This window comes from Pantoea sp. CTOTU50773, from assembly GCF_032082325.1.
GTDB classification, from domain to species: Bacteria; Pseudomonadota; Gammaproteobacteria; order Enterobacterales; family Enterobacteriaceae; genus Pantoea; species Pantoea communis.
In genome coordinates, this window is record NZ_DAMDQC010000089.1 from 1 (window position 1) to 16,581 (window position 16,581).

Genomic DNA, 16,581 nt, shown 5'->3' on the forward strand with positions numbered 1-16,581 from the left:
CACGCGCGGCCACCGCTGTAGGCAGCGCAGATTCACGGTAAGCCGCGTCCTGCTTGTCGAAGGCGTCGGTTGAAGGCATCGAAACTACGCGCACCTTACGGCCCTCGCCCGTCAATTGCTCATACGCAGCAACCGCCAGCTCCACTTCTGAACCGGTGGCGATGAGGATCAGCTCTGGAACCCCTTCACTGTCTTTCAACACATAACCGCCGCGCACCACGTTAGCCAACTGCTCAGCGGTACGATCTTGCTGCGCCAGATTCTGACGCGAGAAGATTAAGGCAGTAGGGCCGTTGACGCGCTCAATCGCGTATTTCCATGCCACCGCAGACTCAACCTGATCACACGGACGCCATAAGCTCATGTTTGGCGTCACGCGCAGGCTTGCCATCTGCTCGACCGGCTGGTGGGTGGGGCCATCTTCGCCTAAGCCGATGGAGTCATGGGTGTAGACCATGATCTGACGCACTTTCATCAACGCCGCCATACGTGCCGCATTGCGCGCGTACTCGACAAACATCAGGAAGGTGGCGGTGTAAGGCAGGAAACCACCGTGCAGCGCGATACCGTTGGCGATCGCGGTCATACCGAATTCACGCACGCCGTAATGAATGTAATTCCCCGCGGGATCTTCATTGATCGGCTTAGAACCCGACCACATCGTCAGGTTGCTGGGTGCCAGGTCAGCAGAACCCCCAAGGTATTCCGGCAGAATCTTGCCGAAGGCTTCAATCGCATTTTGCGACGCTTTACGGCTGGCAATTTTCGCCGGATTGGCCTGCAGCTGCTCGATAAACTGTTGCGACTCAGTTTCCCAGTTATCCGGCAACGCATCTTTGATACGACGGTTAAACTCCGCCGCCAGTTCCGGGTAAGCCTCGGCATAAGCCGCGACTTTTGCCTCCCACGCGGACTCTTTCGCCTGGCCGGCCTCTTTCGCATCCCACTGCGCATAAAGTTCTGAAGGGACTTCGAACGGCGCGTGGTGCCAGCCCAGCTGTTGACGAGTCTGTGCAATTTCGTCGTCGCCCAGTGGTGCGCCATGCACATCGTGGGTACCGGCTTTGTTCGGTGAGCCAAAACCGATCACGGTTTTGCACATCAGCAGAGAAGGCTTGTCCGAGACCGCTTTGGCTGCTTCAACCGCTTTCTTAATCGCGTCGCCGTCATGACCGTCTACGTCACGCACCACGTGCCAGCCGTACGCTTCGAAACGGGCGGCGGTATCGTCGGTGAACCAGCCATCAACGTGACCATCAATAGAGATGCCGTTGTCATCATAGAAGGCCACCAGTTTCCCCAGCTTCAGCGTCCCGGCGATGGAGCAGACTTCGTGCGAAATGCCCTCCATCATGCAGCCGTCGCCCATAAACACATAGGTATGGTGATCAACGATGTCGTGGCCAGGACGGTTATACTGCGCCGCCAGCGTACGTTCGGCAATCGCGAAGCCGACGGCATTGGCGATCCCCTGACCCAGCGGGCCGGTGGTGGTTTCAACGCCTGGCGTATAACCGTATTCCGGATGACCCGGCGTTTTTGAATGCAGTTGACGGAAATTCTTCAGTTCGCTGAGTGGCAGATCATAACCGCTCAGGTGCAGCAGGCTGTAAATCAGCATCGAACCGTGGCCATTCGACAGGACGAAGCGGTCGCGGTTAGCCCACTTAGGATTGTTTGGATTGTGCTGTAAAAAATCGAGCCACAAAACTTCGGCGATGTCCGCCATGCCCATAGGGGCACCCGGATGACCTGACTTGGCTTGTTGTACGCCATCCATGCTTAAAGCACGGATGGCGTTGGCTCTTTCCCGGCGTGTTGACATAAGGTTCTCCAGAGGTAAGAAGTCGGTGATTATTTAGAATGTGAAACTTGTTCGTAGTAACCGATTTTCTCGACTTTGGCGGTGGAGCCACCACCTTCAAACTCTGAGGCCAGCCAGGCATTGACGATGTTCTTCGCCAGTTCTGGACCGATAACGCGTGCGCCCATGGTCATGATCTGAGCATTGTTGCTTTTACGGGCACGTTCAGCAGAGAAGGTGTCATGGCACTGTGCCGCACGCACGCCTTCCACTTTGTTGGCCACGATTGCCACGCCGATACCGGTGCCGCACAGCAGGATGCCGCGCTCAAATTCATTCTTCTGGATAGCGGTTGCCAGCGCAAATGCCACATCCGGGTACATAGGACGGTCATTTTGTGCGTCATTGGTGTAGTCCGTCACTTGAAAGTCTTTCTCTTCAAGCAGTTTTTTAATGATGTTTTTCAATTCGATAGCCGCATCATCGGCGCCAATTGCGATAGTTTTCATCGTCATTCTCCAGCAGGGTTTAGTTCTGACGCCTGAACGTTTGTTATGCAGGCGAGAAGATGTTCATCGATAGCCTGCCACAAATCCAATCATATGTTCAATGGTTGTTCATGTGTCTTACGTGCTGATTTAGTGATGCAAAGCGCGAAGGGTGCTGATACCGCGCGGATTGCGCTGCATTTCTGCGTATTTTTCCGATTCAGGGCCAAAATCAAATCTCATGAGCAGGCTCACATTTTCAATCATTGCAGTTGAGAGATGTACATTTATACGTGTAGTGTTCATTTGTTCGCATAACGATACCAATGTACAAGAAGACCCCTTGAGGACTCGAACATGTGTCATTTACACCGTACCTCTCAGTACACCTGCAGCCAGCGCTCATTTCGCGTCTGGTCAACACCAAACAACAGTTTTAACCACGCACGTCACGGAGGTGCGTTATGAGTCAGCAAAACATGACGGCGGTTGAGAAATCCGCTATCAGCAAAATCTCCTGGCGTCTGGTGCCTTTCGTGGCACTGATGTTCTTTATTAACTTCCTTGACCGCACCGCAATTTCTTTTGCTGGCCCAAATGGCATGACGCAGGACCTCGGTCTGACAGGTGTGCAGTTTGGTCTGGCATCCGGCATCTTCTTTATCGGTTATATCCTGCTGGAAGTGCCGAGCAACCTGGCGTTGCATAAGTTCGGCGCACGTCGCTGGCTGGCACGCATCATGATCAGCTGGGGTATCGTCTCGCTGCTGTTAACCTGTGTGGGCAGTGTCGGAGACCTGTATACGCTGCCCCTGCTGCTGGGTATTGCTGAAGCGGGCTTCTTCCCGGGTGCGATTCTTTATCTGAGCATGTGGGTACCGGGACGTCATCGCAGCAAAATCCTGTCCTTGTTCTATCTGGCACAGCCGCTGACCGTCGTATTCGGTGCGCCCCTGGCGGCAGGTTTGATTGAGCAACACGGTCTGTTCGGTCTGGATGGCTGGCGCGTAATGTTCCTGGGTGTTTCCATCCCAGCGATTCTGATCGGTATTGTGGCGCTGTTCTGGCTGGTGGATTCACCGCGTCAGGCGAAATGGTTAACCGCAGATGAGAAGACCTGGCTGACCAACGAGCTGGAAGCGGAGCATCAACAGAAGCAGGGCCATAAGAAACATAGCCTGCGCTCCGTCATGGGCAACGGCCGTGTGTGGACGCTGTGCCTGATCTACTTCGGCTTTATCTATGGCCTGTATGCGCTGGCCTTCTTCCTGCCAACCATTATCGGCGGCTTCCAGCAGCAGTTCGGCACTACCTTTAACGTGATGCAGAAGGGATTGTTCACCGGCGTGCCATACCTGATTGCGGCTGTGGTGATGTACTTCTGGTCAAAAGATGCCACCCGTCGTGGTTGCAAAACCTGGCACATCGCGATTCCAGCGCTGGCCGGTGGTATCAGCGTGCCATTGGCGCTGTATATGGATTCACCGTTCACCACCATCATGGTGATCGCGATTACTGCCAGTTCCATCTTTGCTGCCTTGCCTAACTTCTGGACGCTGCCAACGCAGTTCCTGACCGGCGCGTCAGCCGCAGCGGCTATCGCACTTATCAACACCTTAGGAAACGTGGCGGGCTTCTCCGCGGGCTACATCACTGGCGCACTGCACGACGCCACCAACAGCTATGTGTTACCGATGTTCGTGGTCGGTGGCTTCATGCTGCTGTCAGCCGTCCTTATGCTGTTATTGAATCGCCAGCGCCCGCAGTCTCAGCCGACCTCTATCGCACAGGAGCACTAAAATGACGTACCTGTTTAACCAACCTTCAGCCTTTGCTGCTGAACTCATTGAAGGCTTTGTCGCCGCCAACGCCGATAAAGTTCGTCAGGTCACCGGTGGTGTGGTGCGTAGCACGCGCAGCCAACCCAATACGGTTGCGGTGATTGTGGGCGGCGGTTCCGGTCATTATCCGGCCTTCGCCGGGTTGGTTGGACAAGGTCTGGCACACGGCGCAGCCATGGGGAACCTGTTTGCTTCGCCGTCTGCTCAGCAGATCTACAACGTGGCAAGAGCGGCACATAACGGCGCGGGCGTGTTGCTGATGTTCGGGAACTATGCGGGCGATGTACTGCACTTCGGCCAGGCTTGCGAACGCCTGCGTGCCGAAGGTGTTGCCTGTGAAATTCTGGCGGTAACCGATGATATTTCCAGCGCCAGTAAAGACGAACGGGCAAAGCGCCGTGGTGTGGCCGGGGATTTGTGTGTGTTTAAAGCGGCGTGTGCAGCAGCGGAAGCGGGCGATGATTTAGCCTCCGTACTTAAGAAGTCGCAGCATGCTAACGATCGTACGCGGACTTTCGGTGTGGCATTTGGCGGATGTACCTTGCCGGGTGCCACACATCCTTTATTTGAAGTCGAGAAAGGGCGCATGGCGCTCGGTCTTGGCATCCACGGTGAGCCGGGTATCAGTGAGACTGATGTGCCCAGTGCCGATGAGTTGGCCGAGTTGTTTGTTAAACGTCTGCTAGGCGAAGTACCTGCCGACGTCAAACAGATTGAAGGTCATCGCGTGGCGGTGATCCTCAACGGTTTGGGTTCAGTGAAGTATGAAGAGTTATTCGTGGTGTATCGCCGCGTGGCACAACTGCTGGACGCTGCAGGACTTAAAGTGGTTCAGCCCGATGTCGGTGAGTTTGTTACCAGCTTCAACATGGCGGGCGCATCGCTGACGCTGATGTGGTTGGACGATGAGCTGGAGACACTGTGGTGTGCGCCGGCAAATGCACCAGCCTATCGCAAAGGAAGCGTGCTGATCGCGGAACCGCTAAGTGCGGAAGAGCGTGAAGAGAGCACGGAAGAAGCATTGCCGCAGGCTTCAGCTGAGTCCCAGCAGAGCGCACAGCGCGTGTTACATATCCTGGAATCAGTGGCAGATTTGTTACAGCGTAACGCGAAAAAATTAGGTGATATCGATGCAGTGGCCGGTGACGGTGACCACGGTATCGGTATGGAACGTGGCGTGCTGGGCGCGGTGGAGAAGGCGCGTGAAGTGGCTGCGCGTGGTGCAGGTGCCGGCAGCCTGTTGTGCCGTGCTGCGGATGCCTGGGCCGATAAAGCTGGCGGCACATCGGGTGCAATGTGGGGTGTGGCATTAACTGCGATGGGGACGGCCATTGGCGATCAGCAGTCACCCAATGCGCAACGCGTTGCAACCGGCGTACGCGAAGCCAAAGAGGGCATTATGCACTTTGGCAAAGCGAAGGTGGGCGATAAAACCATGGTCGATGTGTTGGTGCCGTTTAGCGACAGCCTTAACGCTGCAGTCGCAGAGGGTGCTTCACTGACCGATGCCTGGTTGGCGGCGGCGCAGGTAGCCGATAAGGCCGCACAAGACACCGCTCAGCTGGTGCCGAAAATGGGTCGTGCGCGTCCGCTAGCCGAAAAAAGTGTCGGTACGCCAGATGCGGGAGCCATTTCACTGGCGATGATCGTCAATACCGTTGGCGATCTGCTAAAAGAACATAAAGCCTCTCAGCAAGGAGCGTAATGATGTCTCAGCCCAAAATCTGGCTCGGCGTCAGCCTGAAAATGTATTTCGGTTACCAGCAGACACTGGACTGGTGCCGCAAAGTCGCCGGATTAGCTCAGTTGCCGGCGGTGAAAAACGGTGATGTCGGGTTGTTTGTACTGCCCGCTTATCCGGCTATTCCCGCTGTGGCTGACATTTTTGCAAAAACACCGGTGCGCTATGGCGGCCAGGATGTTTGCCAGGCTGAGAACGGCGCCTGGACCGGTGAGGTCAGCGCCAGCATGTTGCAGGAGCTCGGTTGCTCACTGGCCGAAATCGGTCACGCTGAACGTCGTCGCCACTTTCATGAAGATAAAGCGCAGATTGCTGCCAAAGTGGCTATGTCGCTGCGACACGGGTTAACGCCGGTGCTGTGTATCGGCGAAGAACAGCAGGCCGGGCCGGATCAGGCTATCGCACTGTGCGAACAGCAACTGGCGGAAGCATTGGCTGATGCAGTGCAACAAGGTCTAAAAGGCGAGGTGTTCTTTGCCTATGAGCCGCAGTGGGCGATTGGTGCACCACAACCTGCACCGGATAGCTATATCCGCGCAGTGTGTTCGGGCCTACAACAGTTGAAAACGCCGGAGGGTATCACCTTAAAAATCATTTATGGCGGCAGCGCTGGGCCGGGGCTGATTCAGCGTCTGGGGACTGACGTTCATGGTCTGTTCCTGGGCCGTTTTGCCCACGACCCGAATGCACTGGCGCAAATCATTGAAGAGGCCAGCGTGCTGGCGAAGGAGATCCGTTAATGAGCCGTATCGGACTCAGTACTTATGCCTTTTTCTGGCGCATGTCCAGCAAAGTGCCCAACCCGCTATCGCTGGAGCAGATGCTGCAGCAGACCGCCGGGATGGATGTCTCGGTATTCCAGATTTGTGATTATCCGGCGATTGAAAGCTGGTCTGATGCGCAGTTGCAGGACCTTCGCCAATTGGCCGACAAGCTGGGCATCACCCTGGAGTTAGGCACACGTGGCTTAGGCACTGCGCATCTGCGTCGATATCTGCATATGGCGAACATTCTTGATGCGCATGTGGTGCGCTCCATGTTCTACACCGCTGATCACCGTCCGTCACTGGATGAAGCGGCAGAGTTGATTGGTGCGGTGTTGCCTGATTTCGCCCGTCAGCAGGTGCGTCTGTGCCTGGAGACGTATGAGCAGGTCAACAGCGGCGCGATGATGTCGGTGATCAATAAGTTTCTTTCGCCGTGGTTATGCGTGTGTCTCGATCCCGCTAACTGCGTAGCAGGACTGGAATTGCCTGAACAGGTGATCGCCAATACGGCGGCGCGCGTCGGCAACCTGCACATTAAAGATTTTGCCTTTACGCGTCGTGATGGCTGGGTCGGCTTTACCTATGCTGGCTGCCTGATGGGCGAAGGCCTGCTGGACTATGACCGGATGATCGCCAGCGTGCGTCCGGCAGAAAGAGAGATTAATCAAATCGTTGAACACTGGTTGCCGTGGCAGGACGATGCCGTGCTGACCTGCGAGCGCGAAGCCGAATGGACGCGCCGCACCGTTGAATTCTTACGTAGTAAACAAGATCAGGAGTTATACCAATGAGCAATGCATTGAAAACCATCACCGTAATTGGCGCAGGCGGCAAAATGGGTATGCGCATTTCTGCCAACTTCCAGAAAAGCGATTACCAGGTGTTTTACGTTGAGAACTCACCGAAGGCGCAGGAACAAGTCACGGCGCAAGGCCGTGAGTTGTCTGATGCCGCTTCCGTTGTGCCGGTCAGTGACGTGGTAATTCTGGCGGTACCGGATATCGTTCTGGGCAAAGTGTCTGAGGGCGTGGTGCCACAGATGAAGGCCGGTGCGATTCTGCTGACGCTGGACCCGGCTGCGGCTTACGCAAACCTGATTGCCCATCGTGACGGCATCGAATATGCGGTGGCGCACCCTTGCCATCCTTCCGTGTTCCTGGAGCGCTACACCAAAGAAGAGCACGCGGATGCCTTCGGTGGCATCGCGGCGGTACAGCATGTGGCGGCTTCGTATGAAACCGGCTCAGATGCGCAGAAAGCCGAACTGAGCAAAGTCATTAGCGTGATGTACGGTCCGGTAGAGGAAGTGCATTGGGTCACGGTGACGCAGCTGGCCTATCTGGAGCCAACGCTGGTGGAAACCGTGGCCTGCATGGTGGGCGCTTTCATGAAAGAAGCACTGGATGAGACCGTCAAGCACAGCGGCGTGCCGGAAGAAGCGGCCAAAGCGATGCTGTATGGCCATATTCAGATCGCACTGGCCGTGGCCTTCCGCGCCACCAACCCGTTCTCTGATGCCTGTATGATCGCCATGGAATACGGTCGCGAGAAGATTGTGAAGCCAGACTGGAAGCAGATCTTCGATCAGAAAGAGCTGGATATCGTGATTGCCCGCATGCTGAAAATCGACGCCATTAAACGTTAAGCGTGATGCAACCTGCGACTCGCCTCGCTGCTGTCTGGCGAAGCGAGTCGTATCAATGATATAACTCCCTCCTTAAATCAGGTGTCACGATACAAGACAGGTAACGGATGGAAAAAAACACGCTTTCTCAGGACTCCGAGCTGCTGACAGAAATTGCGGTGGCCTATTATCAGGACGAAATCACCCAGGAGGAGATTGCGCGTAAGTTTGGGATATCCCGCATTAAAGTTGGCCGACTGCTCAAACGTGCGCGTGAAGAGGGCAGCGTCGAAATTAATGTGCGCTACCATCCGGTGTTCAGTACGCGCCTTGAACAACAGCTGCAAAGCCGTTTCCCCCAACTACAACGCGCGCTCATTGCACTGGATTCGCCGGACGATGAAGAACAGCGTCGTCAGGTAGCGGCGTTAGTCTCAGCCCATCTGGCACAATCATTAAAAGACAATGCGATTGTCGCTGTCGGGCAAGGGCGCAACGTCGCCGCTGTCGCCGATTACCCCGGGCAGGTGCCGACACGTAACTGCCTGTTTATCAGCGGCATTGGTGGGACTCATCGTCCCGGTGATGCGATTAACGCCGATCATATCAGCCGTCGACTCGCCAAGAAATTTGGCGGTACCAGTGAAACCCTGTACGCACCTGCCTATGTCGAGAACCGTGCGCTGCGCGATGCCTTTATGCAGAACGGCACCATCAAAGAGACGCTCGATCGCGCACGTAAGGCCGATGTGGCGCTGGTGGGCATCGGTGATATGAATGAAAACAGCTATATGGTGAAACTCGGCTGGTTTACGCCGCATGAGATCATCGATGCGCATGTGAATCAGGGCGTCACCGGGGATGTTGCGGGTTATGACTTCTTCAATGCCCAGGGACAGCATGTGGATACGGTGATGAATGACCGGGTGATTGGTCTTAGCATCGAGGAATTACGTAAAATTCCCTGCGTGATTGCCATTGCCTCCGAGAATACCAAAGCGATGGCACTACTCGGCGCACTGCGTACCGGGGCGATCGACATTGTGGCGACCACGGCGCAAAATATTCGGACGATTTTGAGTATGTCGCAGTAAATCCTATTCCGTGGCTAAGCCATGCTGCATGGCTTAGCTAAGTGGTTATTAGCAATACCTCTTTGAGTTTCGCCAGCGCCTCAGTGTGTTTAGATGGCTGCATATTCAATAAATTATGTAATTCCACCAATAAACACTTTGGCGGTCCATTAATTCGACTCCCTGGGGACGGTAATATTCCATGTTTTATCCAATCTGCCGCCACGTGCTATTTCACGTTTACCCACACCTAAATCATATTCTTCCGGCTTAAGGTATTTGAACCAGGCATGATTATGCTGCTGAGACAGCCATAAAAATAATCGTTTGCTCTTGATGCTGGAGCTGGCACGCAAAAGCGCATCCACTTTTTTGGGCGATAGAGTAGGCAAGCTCTGCATCAGTTGATCTGCATGTTCAAAGCTCATTGCTGTTGGAACCCCGGCCAGGGCCTCAAGAATCGCTTTTTCGGGTGTAGAGTAGAGCAAGGGCGGAAGTGACTCTCGCCAGTTATCTTCACGAAGATAGCGTATTTCCTGCATCAGTGAAGCTGGCCATAACCGGCGGGTGCTGTGCCATGCAAAATGAATGTTGCTGTCAATTTTATTCAGCCATGCAGGCAATGCCGTTTCTGCGTATAGCTCGATGTGGATATGTTTGCTACGTGATTGATAATGTGCGAGTCCTTCCAGATCGAGTGCGCTCAATCCGCCGACATGGATGGGGAAGAGACTCATTCTTTGCAATGAGGTGACAACGCCTTTCCAGTTAACCTGCGATGTTTCGCGGACGTACACCCCAGGGGTCAGTGTTAGCAGGGTTTGGCTTTTGACCGCGTTATCAATGAAGTGCGGATTAAAACCCTGTGTCACCAACCAGGGTTTAGTGGCGAGTAATCCCGCAGGAATTATCTGTTTCAGCCTTTTACGACTTTCAGCGTTCAACATTGCTTTTGGTTTGCATAATGGTCATATGACGGCAATTATCGCCGTTAATTTCAAATTAAGCAAACCGGATGGAAATTTTGGTTTGTTGTGTTTGAGTTGCACGGCAATTATCGCCGTCCTTTTGACTTTATATAAACTGCACGGCAGGTTTTTTCACTCCCTTATAACAGCAGGGTAGCCTGTTCCAGTCACCCAACCGTCACCCCAGCAACATAAATCCTTCATTTCCCTGAGCTAGCTTACCGCCATTCTGTTTTCAGGACTGCGGATGCATGAGCCACCTTTCGCTACATCACATCACTAAAGCCTGGGGCGACAAAATTGCCCTCAATGACATCACCTTTGATGCCGCAGAAGGGAGCTTTGTTGCGCTGCTTGGGCCATCAGGCTGTGGAAAATCCACACTACTGCGCACCATTGCCGGGCTGGAAACCGCCGACCGCGGCGAGATCCACTTTAAACACGCTGAAATCACTCATTTGCCCCCATCACAGCGCAAGCTATCGATGGTGTTTCAATCCTATGCGCTGTTTCCGCATCTGAATGTCCGTGAGAACCTGCTGTTTGGTTTAAAGGCACGCGGTGAAGATAAGCAGACTTTTACTGCCCGACTGGATGACGTCAGCAAGCTGATGGAACTGGATAAGTTGCTTGATCGCCTGCCGTCGCAACTGTCTGGGGGTCAACAGCAACGTGTGGCGTTGGGAAGGGCGGTTATCGCGAATAACAACCTGTGTCTGATGGATGAGCCACTGTCTAACCTTGATGCCAAGCTGCGGCAGAGCATGCGCCGTGAGATTCGTGCCTTACAGAAGAAGCTGGGGCTCACCATGCTATATGTCACGCACGACCAGACGGAAGCGATGAGCATGGCGGACAGCATTATTCTGCTGAATGACGGCCACATCGAGCAGCAAGGCACACCGAACGATCTCTATAACACCCCCGCCACGGTTTTTGCCGCGCAGTTTATTGGCGCGCCACCCATGAATATCCTGCCGTTGCACAACAAAGAAAACCGTCATTACCTGAGCCACTTACTGGCGCCGGTGGTTGAGCATTGCGATGAGATGGCATTGAGTCTCGGTTTACGAGCGGAAGATATTCAGCTGATCTCACCTGAACACGCTGCCTTAAAGGCCAGAGTGATCAGCTACGAATACATGGGTGCTGATACCTTGCTGGTGTGCCAACTGGCTGGCCTGGCCGATGCCATCACCGTGAAAGTGCCCGGCATGCAGCATTTTGTCGAGGACAGCCAGGTCGGCTTGCAGTGGTCCGCAACCCGTCAATATCTGTTTTCCACCTCGACCGGCAAGCGCTGTGTGTCTGCCGAGCAACAGATGTTTGTTTCACAGAAAAAATACGCTGTTTAACCGTTGTTTTTCGCCCAAGGGATAATCATGTCTGCGATTCGTTACTCACGTCTGGCCTCTGCTTTACTGCTTTGCACTACGGTTTCCGCTTTTGCCGCCGATCCGGTTAAATTGCAGATGTACTATCCGATCGCGGTCGGTGGCAAAGTCAGCCACACCGTTGACGCGCTGGTGGCTGATTTCGAAAAAGTGCATCCGGAAGTGAGCATTCAGCCGGTTTACACCGGTGACTATGCGACAACCGTCACCAAAGCGCTGACCGCATTTCGTGGTGGCAATGCACCGCAGCTGGCGGTCATTGGTGACATTGAGGCTTATTCCCTGATTGATGCGGGCGCGATTGTCGCCGCCAGCGATCTGGCGACCGGTGATGAAGGTAAAAAATGGATCGATGGATTCTATCCAGCGTTCCTGCGTCACATTGATGGCAAAGTGTGGGGCGTGCCATTCCAGCGTTCAACCGTGGTGATGTACTGGAATAAACAGGCCTTCGAGAAAGCTGGCTTGAATGGCGACACACCGCCGGCCAACTGGCAGCAGGTGGTGGAATTCAGTAAAAAACTGACCATCAAAGATGCTAACGGCGTGAGCCAATGGGGCATCGAGATTCCGTCCACGCCAAACGGTTACTGGAACTTCCAGGGACTCTCTGCCACCAATGGCGGTCGTCTGGATAACGGAAAAGGCACGGCCGTACATTTCAACACCCCTGGTAACGTTGAAACACTGCAATGGCTGACCGACCTCGGGCAAAAAGAAGAAGTGTCACCGAAAGGCGCCATCGCCTGGGGTACCACACCACAGGACTTTATCAGCGGTAAAACCGCCATGATGGTCACCACCACCGGTAACCTGACCAACGTGCGCGATAACGCCAAATTCCCATTTGGTGTGGCGATGCTGCCAGAGAAAACACAGCGTGGCAGCCCAACCGGCGGCGGTAACCTTTACGTCTTTAAGAATGCCTCACCCGAGCAGCAAAAAGCCGCGATGTCGTTTATCCGCTGGGTGACTTCACCGGAGCAAGCTGCGCGCTGGAGTATCGCGACAGGCTATGTGGCGACATCTCCAGCAGCATGGGACACCACGGTGATGAAAGACTACGTGAAAGAGGTCCCTCAGGCGCTGGTCGCGCGTGAGCAGTTGAAGTATGCGCAGCCAGAACTCTCGACCTACAACAGCGTACAGATTCAGGATGCGTTGAACCATGCTGTCGAAGCGGCGGTGACCCAGGCAAAAACCCCGGCAGAAGCACTTGAAGGTGCGCAGAAGCAAGCGGATCGCCTGTTGAAGTCCTATCAGTAATGGAAGCGCGATGAGCACGATAATTGCCAGTACGGCGCAGCGTCGTCCCGCATTCTGGTCGACGCAGCTTTATGGTTACCTGCTGATTTTGCCAGCACTGAGTTTTTTGCTGCTGTTTACGCATTATCCCGCGGTGGCGACGATCTGGGAGAGTCTGTTCAGCGCTTCCCGTAATAATCATCCGGCCCACTTTGTTGGGCTGGATAATTACATGGCCTTGTTGGATGACGATATCTTCATCCAGTCGCTCTGGAACAACTTGTTGTATGCACTGATCACCATTCCGCTGGCCGTCGCGCTGGCGTTAATGATGGCGCTGGCTGTGAATCGACGATTGGCGGCAAATTCGCTGGTCCGCGCGGCGTTTTTTATTCCATCATTGCTCCCAATGATTGCCATCGCCAACCTATGGCTGTTTTTCTACACTCCGCAGTTGGGGCTGTTGAATAAGTTGCTGGCGCTGTTCTCACTGCCTGCCGTGAACTGGCTCGGTGAGCCGGGCACGTCCCTTTATTGTCTGATGGCGGTTTCTGTCTGGCGTGAAGCGGGCTTCTTTATGATCTTCTATCTTGCTGCCTTACAGCAGATCGATCCCCGCCTCAATGAAGCGGCAGCGATTGAAGGGGCTTCACGCGGTTACTTTTTCCGTCGCGTGCAATGGCCGCTGTTGATGCCAACGACGCTATTTGTGTTGATCAATGCTTCGATGAACGCCTTCCGCATTGTCGATCAGGTGATTGCCATGACCAACGGGGGCCCCAACAACAGCAGTAGTCTGCTGCTGTTCTATATCTATCGCACCGCATTCAGTTTCTGGGATATGCCTGCTGCCGCGGCGATGACCGTGGTATTGCTGGTGATTCTGGCGGCGATTGCGCTGATTAAATTTACGCTGCTGGACAAGCGAGCCCATTATCAATGAAGAAGACGAACGCGTTGGGTGGCTGGTGTCTGAACCTCATCATTTGGCTGGCCGCGCTGCTGTGGCTGTTGCCGATTCTGGTCGCCCTGTGGGTAGCAATCCATCCTGCATCGGATCAGGCCAGTTTTTCGCTGTTCTCACCGCTGACCTTTGATAATTTCATCAAGGCCTGGCATGCCGCGCCTTTTGCCCGCTACTTCCTCAATACCACCTTGCTGGTGCTGATGATTGTGGTGGTGCAGTTAATTTTGGCGACCATGGCGGCCTATGCGCTGGTGCGTTTCAAAATGAAATTCTCAGGGGTTATTTTCGCGCTGATCCTGCTGCAGTTGATGATTAGTCCGGACGTTTTGATTTTGAACAATTACAAAACCATCGGTGCGTTTGGGCTGCGCGATACTTTAACGGGAATAGCATTGCCGTATTTCGCCTCTGCTTTTGCCATTTTCCTGCTGCGTCAGACGTTCAAAAGTATCCCACTGGTGCTGGAAGAGGCGGCGATTGTGGAGGGAGCCAGTCGGTTTTATATCTTGCGCAAAATCTACATTCCATTGGCGAAACCGATCTACATCGCTTTTGCCCTGGTCTCGATCAGTTTCCACTGGAATGATTTCCTGTGGCCGCTGGTGATTACCGATTCCGTCAACGTAAGACCGCTTACGGTCGGATTGCAATTGTTCTCGGCGCCAGAGCAGGGCGTACAGTGGGCGCTCATTGGTGCCGCTACCTTGATGACCACCTTGCCGTTGCTGGTGCTGTTCCTGATTTTCCAGCGCCAGTTTATTCAGTCGTTCATGCGTGCTGGTATTCGCTAAGGAGTGTTTTTCGTGACTCATCCGCATCCATTGACATCCTTGCAGCGCGAACTCCTCGGCGATGTGGCCGAGCTTTATGCTTTACCTGATTTACGTCCTGCAATGATGGATAACGTGCTGCGTTTCGGTGTGATTGCTGATCCGCAGTATGCCGATGTCGAAGCTGATATCGCCAATAACCTCTACTACCGTCATGCACTTGATAAGTTACCGCAGGCAATTGAAGCCCTGAATCAGCAACCGCTGGATTTTGTTGTCACGCTGGGGGATTTGGTTGACCGCGATTGGGCCAGCTATGCCGCCATTCTGCCGCTGTATGACCAGTTGGTGCATCCGCATGCGGTAGTGTTGGGGAATCATGATGCGCAAACCCTTGCTCAGCATCTGAATAATCGTGCGGCACTCCCCAAAAGTTATTACGCGTTTCGCTTAGCGGGATGGCGGTTTATTGTTTATGACGGTAACGATGTCAGTTTGTACTGCAATGCACTGAATGGTGATGACTATTACCAGGCTGAGAACCTGTTAGCGGAATTAAAGGCGCAGCGACAGCCGCAGGCTCAGCCATGGAACGGTGCCGTCGGTCAGCAGCAGCTGAACTGGATTGAACAGCAATTGATTGAAGCTCAGCAACGGGGGGAAAAAGTGGGGGTGTTTGGTCATTACCCGCTGGCGCCTCACACCACGCATATACTGATGAACGCCAGTGTGCTGGTGGATCTCCTTTCTAGTTACAACATACATTTTTGCTTCTCAGGACATGACCACCGCGGCAACGCTGCATACATCGGTCAGACAGGGTTTTATACCATGAAGGGCATGCTCGATGGTCCAAGCGAAATACCCTTTGCGGTGGTCGAAGTGGATGATAATGGTGTAAGGATTCACGGCTTCGGCGGGGAGATAAGCCGAGGTTTGTGTTAATGCGGTCAGCCGACGGGGCTCATATCGCCTGCAATTTAACCGGCGCGCTTCAGGGGCTGTGGCGGCAGCTGTTGCCGACGACGGGCAATCTCTTCAGCACGCTGTAACAACTGCTGCAAATCATCCTCGTCAATATCGAGAAGCTGACCGTTCTCCAGTGCCTGATGCAGATCATCGCGAGTAATTGGCACTTCAAGCGCCACTGAATTCGTTTTAGGTTCGTTAGCAGCCAGCGGATGCGGGTAACGGCGACCCGCAAGATTATTAAAAATGATTGCCAGTACAGCGAGACACACGGAATTTAGCAGCACGGGAGAGAGAATAAACTGATATCCCAATTGCTGAACGCCACTGCCGCCCAGAATCGCTGTCAGCGCCACCGCCCCGCTGGGAGGATGCAAGCAGCGCAGCTGAAACATCACGGCAATGGCGAGACAAGCCGCAATGCCGCAAGCGACTGCGGGATAGGGCACATACATCGCGGTTGTCACGCCTATCACGCCTGCGACCAGATTCCCGCCAACAATCGACCAGGGTTGCGCCAACGGACTATTCGGTAAGCCGAAAAGCAGCACTGCAGACGCCCCCATCGGTGCCACAAACCATAAGTTGACCTCACCAAGCAGCCAGTGGCTGGTCAGGCTGGTGATCATCAGGCCGAGGCCCGCACCGATGCTGGCCATCACTCTCTGTTTTTTGGCGACCGGTAACGGATGCGGCCAAAGACGGGCAAGGAAAGTCCGCAGCGATGTTATCCAGCTGGCGCGACGCAGGTGTGTCATGAAGGTCATACTCTGTCATAAGAAAACGCGATGGATGGCGATTGTCGCTGATCGATTCCTGAGGAACAACCACAATATTAGTGTGCTGTTACCAAACGGTGATGCGTTTACAAGCTTGAACAATGATGTTTAACCGTGTCTTACACAATGTCTAAGATTGTTGTATAGTCCG

Annotated in this window: 15 protein-coding genes; 11 read left to right on the forward strand and 4 right to left on the reverse strand. The window is 54.1% G+C overall.

Features of this window, described 5'->3' with window-relative positions:
* Both tkt and RT340_RS14480 read right to left on the reverse strand, forming a co-directional pair.
* Positions 1 to 1,825, reverse strand: a 1,825-nt coding sequence (tkt, locus tag RT340_RS14475) for a transketolase (RefSeq protein ID WP_313376710.1), incomplete at its 3' end; no start/stop codon positions are given.
* 29 nt (positions 1,826 to 1,854) lie between these two features.
* Positions 1,855 to 2,313, reverse strand: a complete 459-nt coding sequence (locus RT340_RS14480; protein ID WP_160832910.1) for an RpiB/LacA/LacB family sugar-phosphate isomerase — start codon at positions 2,311 to 2,313, stop codon at positions 1,855 to 1,857.
* Positions 2,314 to 2,756: 443 nt separating this feature from the next.
* On the opposite strand from RT340_RS14480, the gene RT340_RS14485 reads away from it, so the two are divergent.
* The 6 genes from RT340_RS14485 to RT340_RS14510 all read left to right on the forward strand — a co-directional run bounded on the left by RT340_RS14485 (position 2,757) and on the right by RT340_RS14510 (position 9,359).
* Positions 2,757 to 4,091, forward strand: a complete 1,335-nt coding sequence (locus RT340_RS14485) for an MFS transporter (protein ID WP_313376713.1) — start codon at positions 2,757 to 2,759, stop codon at positions 4,089 to 4,091.
* A 1-nt stretch (position 4,092) separates the two neighbouring features.
* Complete coding sequence (locus tag RT340_RS14490) at positions 4,093 to 5,838, forward strand: dihydroxyacetone kinase family protein (RefSeq protein ID WP_313376715.1); 1,746 nt, start codon at positions 4,093 to 4,095, stop codon at positions 5,836 to 5,838.
* A gap of 2 nt (positions 5,839 to 5,840) precedes the next feature.
* Complete coding sequence (locus RT340_RS14495) at positions 5,841 to 6,614, forward strand: triose-phosphate isomerase family protein (protein WP_283215183.1); 774 nt, start codon at positions 5,841 to 5,843, stop codon at positions 6,612 to 6,614.
* Entirely contained in the window at positions 6,614 to 7,432 is an 819-nt protein-coding gene (locus RT340_RS14500; RefSeq protein ID WP_313376718.1) for a TIM barrel protein, read from the forward strand. The genes RT340_RS14495 and RT340_RS14500 overlap by 1 nt, the downstream gene beginning before the upstream one ends.
* Positions 7,429 to 8,286 (forward strand): phosphogluconate dehydrogenase C-terminal domain-containing protein, encoded by an 858-nt coding sequence (locus tag RT340_RS14505; protein WP_034823572.1) that lies wholly within the window; start codon positions 7,429 to 7,431, stop codon positions 8,284 to 8,286. The genes RT340_RS14500 and RT340_RS14505 overlap by 4 nt, the downstream gene beginning before the upstream one ends.
* 107 nt (positions 8,287 to 8,393) lie before the next feature.
* Entirely contained in the window at positions 8,394 to 9,359 is a 966-nt protein-coding gene (locus tag RT340_RS14510) for a sugar-binding transcriptional regulator (RefSeq protein ID WP_313376721.1), read from the forward strand.
* A 149-nt stretch (positions 9,360 to 9,508) separates the two neighbouring features.
* Here RT340_RS14510 and RT340_RS14515 read toward each other — a convergent pair whose 3' ends face one another.
* A complete protein-coding gene (locus RT340_RS14515; RefSeq protein WP_313376723.1) occupies positions 9,509 to 10,285 on the reverse strand; it encodes a type IV toxin-antitoxin system AbiEi family antitoxin domain-containing protein in 777 nt (258 codons plus the stop codon).
* A 272-nt stretch (positions 10,286 to 10,557) separates the two neighbouring features.
* On the opposite strand from RT340_RS14515, the gene RT340_RS14520 reads away from it, so the two are divergent.
* From RT340_RS14520 to RT340_RS14540, 5 genes are read left to right on the forward strand one after another with little or no spacing between them, the layout of a single operon-like run.
* A complete protein-coding gene (locus RT340_RS14520; protein ID WP_313376725.1) occupies positions 10,558 to 11,661 on the forward strand; it encodes an ABC transporter ATP-binding protein in 1,104 nt (367 codons plus the stop codon).
* Between the two features lie 27 nt (positions 11,662 to 11,688).
* Positions 11,689 to 12,966 (forward strand): ABC transporter substrate-binding protein, encoded by a 1,278-nt coding sequence (locus RT340_RS14525; RefSeq protein ID WP_313376727.1) that lies wholly within the window; start codon positions 11,689 to 11,691, stop codon positions 12,964 to 12,966.
* 10 nt (positions 12,967 to 12,976) lie between these two features.
* Positions 12,977 to 13,888: a sugar ABC transporter permease gene (locus RT340_RS14530; protein WP_313376729.1), complete on the forward strand. Its 912-nt coding sequence runs from the start codon at positions 12,977 to 12,979 to the stop codon at positions 13,886 to 13,888.
* Positions 13,885 to 14,703, forward strand: coding sequence for a carbohydrate ABC transporter permease (locus RT340_RS14535; RefSeq protein WP_058960559.1), 819 nt, complete (start codon positions 13,885 to 13,887; stop codon positions 14,701 to 14,703). The genes RT340_RS14530 and RT340_RS14535 overlap by 4 nt, the downstream gene beginning before the upstream one ends.
* A gap of 12 nt (positions 14,704 to 14,715) precedes the next feature.
* The gene (locus RT340_RS14540; RefSeq protein ID WP_313376732.1) at positions 14,716 to 15,627 is read left to right on the forward strand and encodes a metallophosphoesterase; all 912 of its coding nucleotides are present in this window, start codon (positions 14,716 to 14,718) and stop codon (positions 15,625 to 15,627) included.
* A gap of 35 nt (positions 15,628 to 15,662) precedes the next feature.
* Here RT340_RS14540 and RT340_RS14545 read toward each other — a convergent pair whose 3' ends face one another.
* Positions 15,663 to 16,409 carry an HPP family protein gene (locus RT340_RS14545; protein WP_058960568.1) on the reverse strand — a complete coding sequence of 249 codons (747 nt, stop codon included), beginning with the start codon at positions 16,407 to 16,409 and terminating at the stop codon, positions 15,663 to 15,665.
* Positions 16,410 to 16,581: the final 172 nt, after the last annotated feature.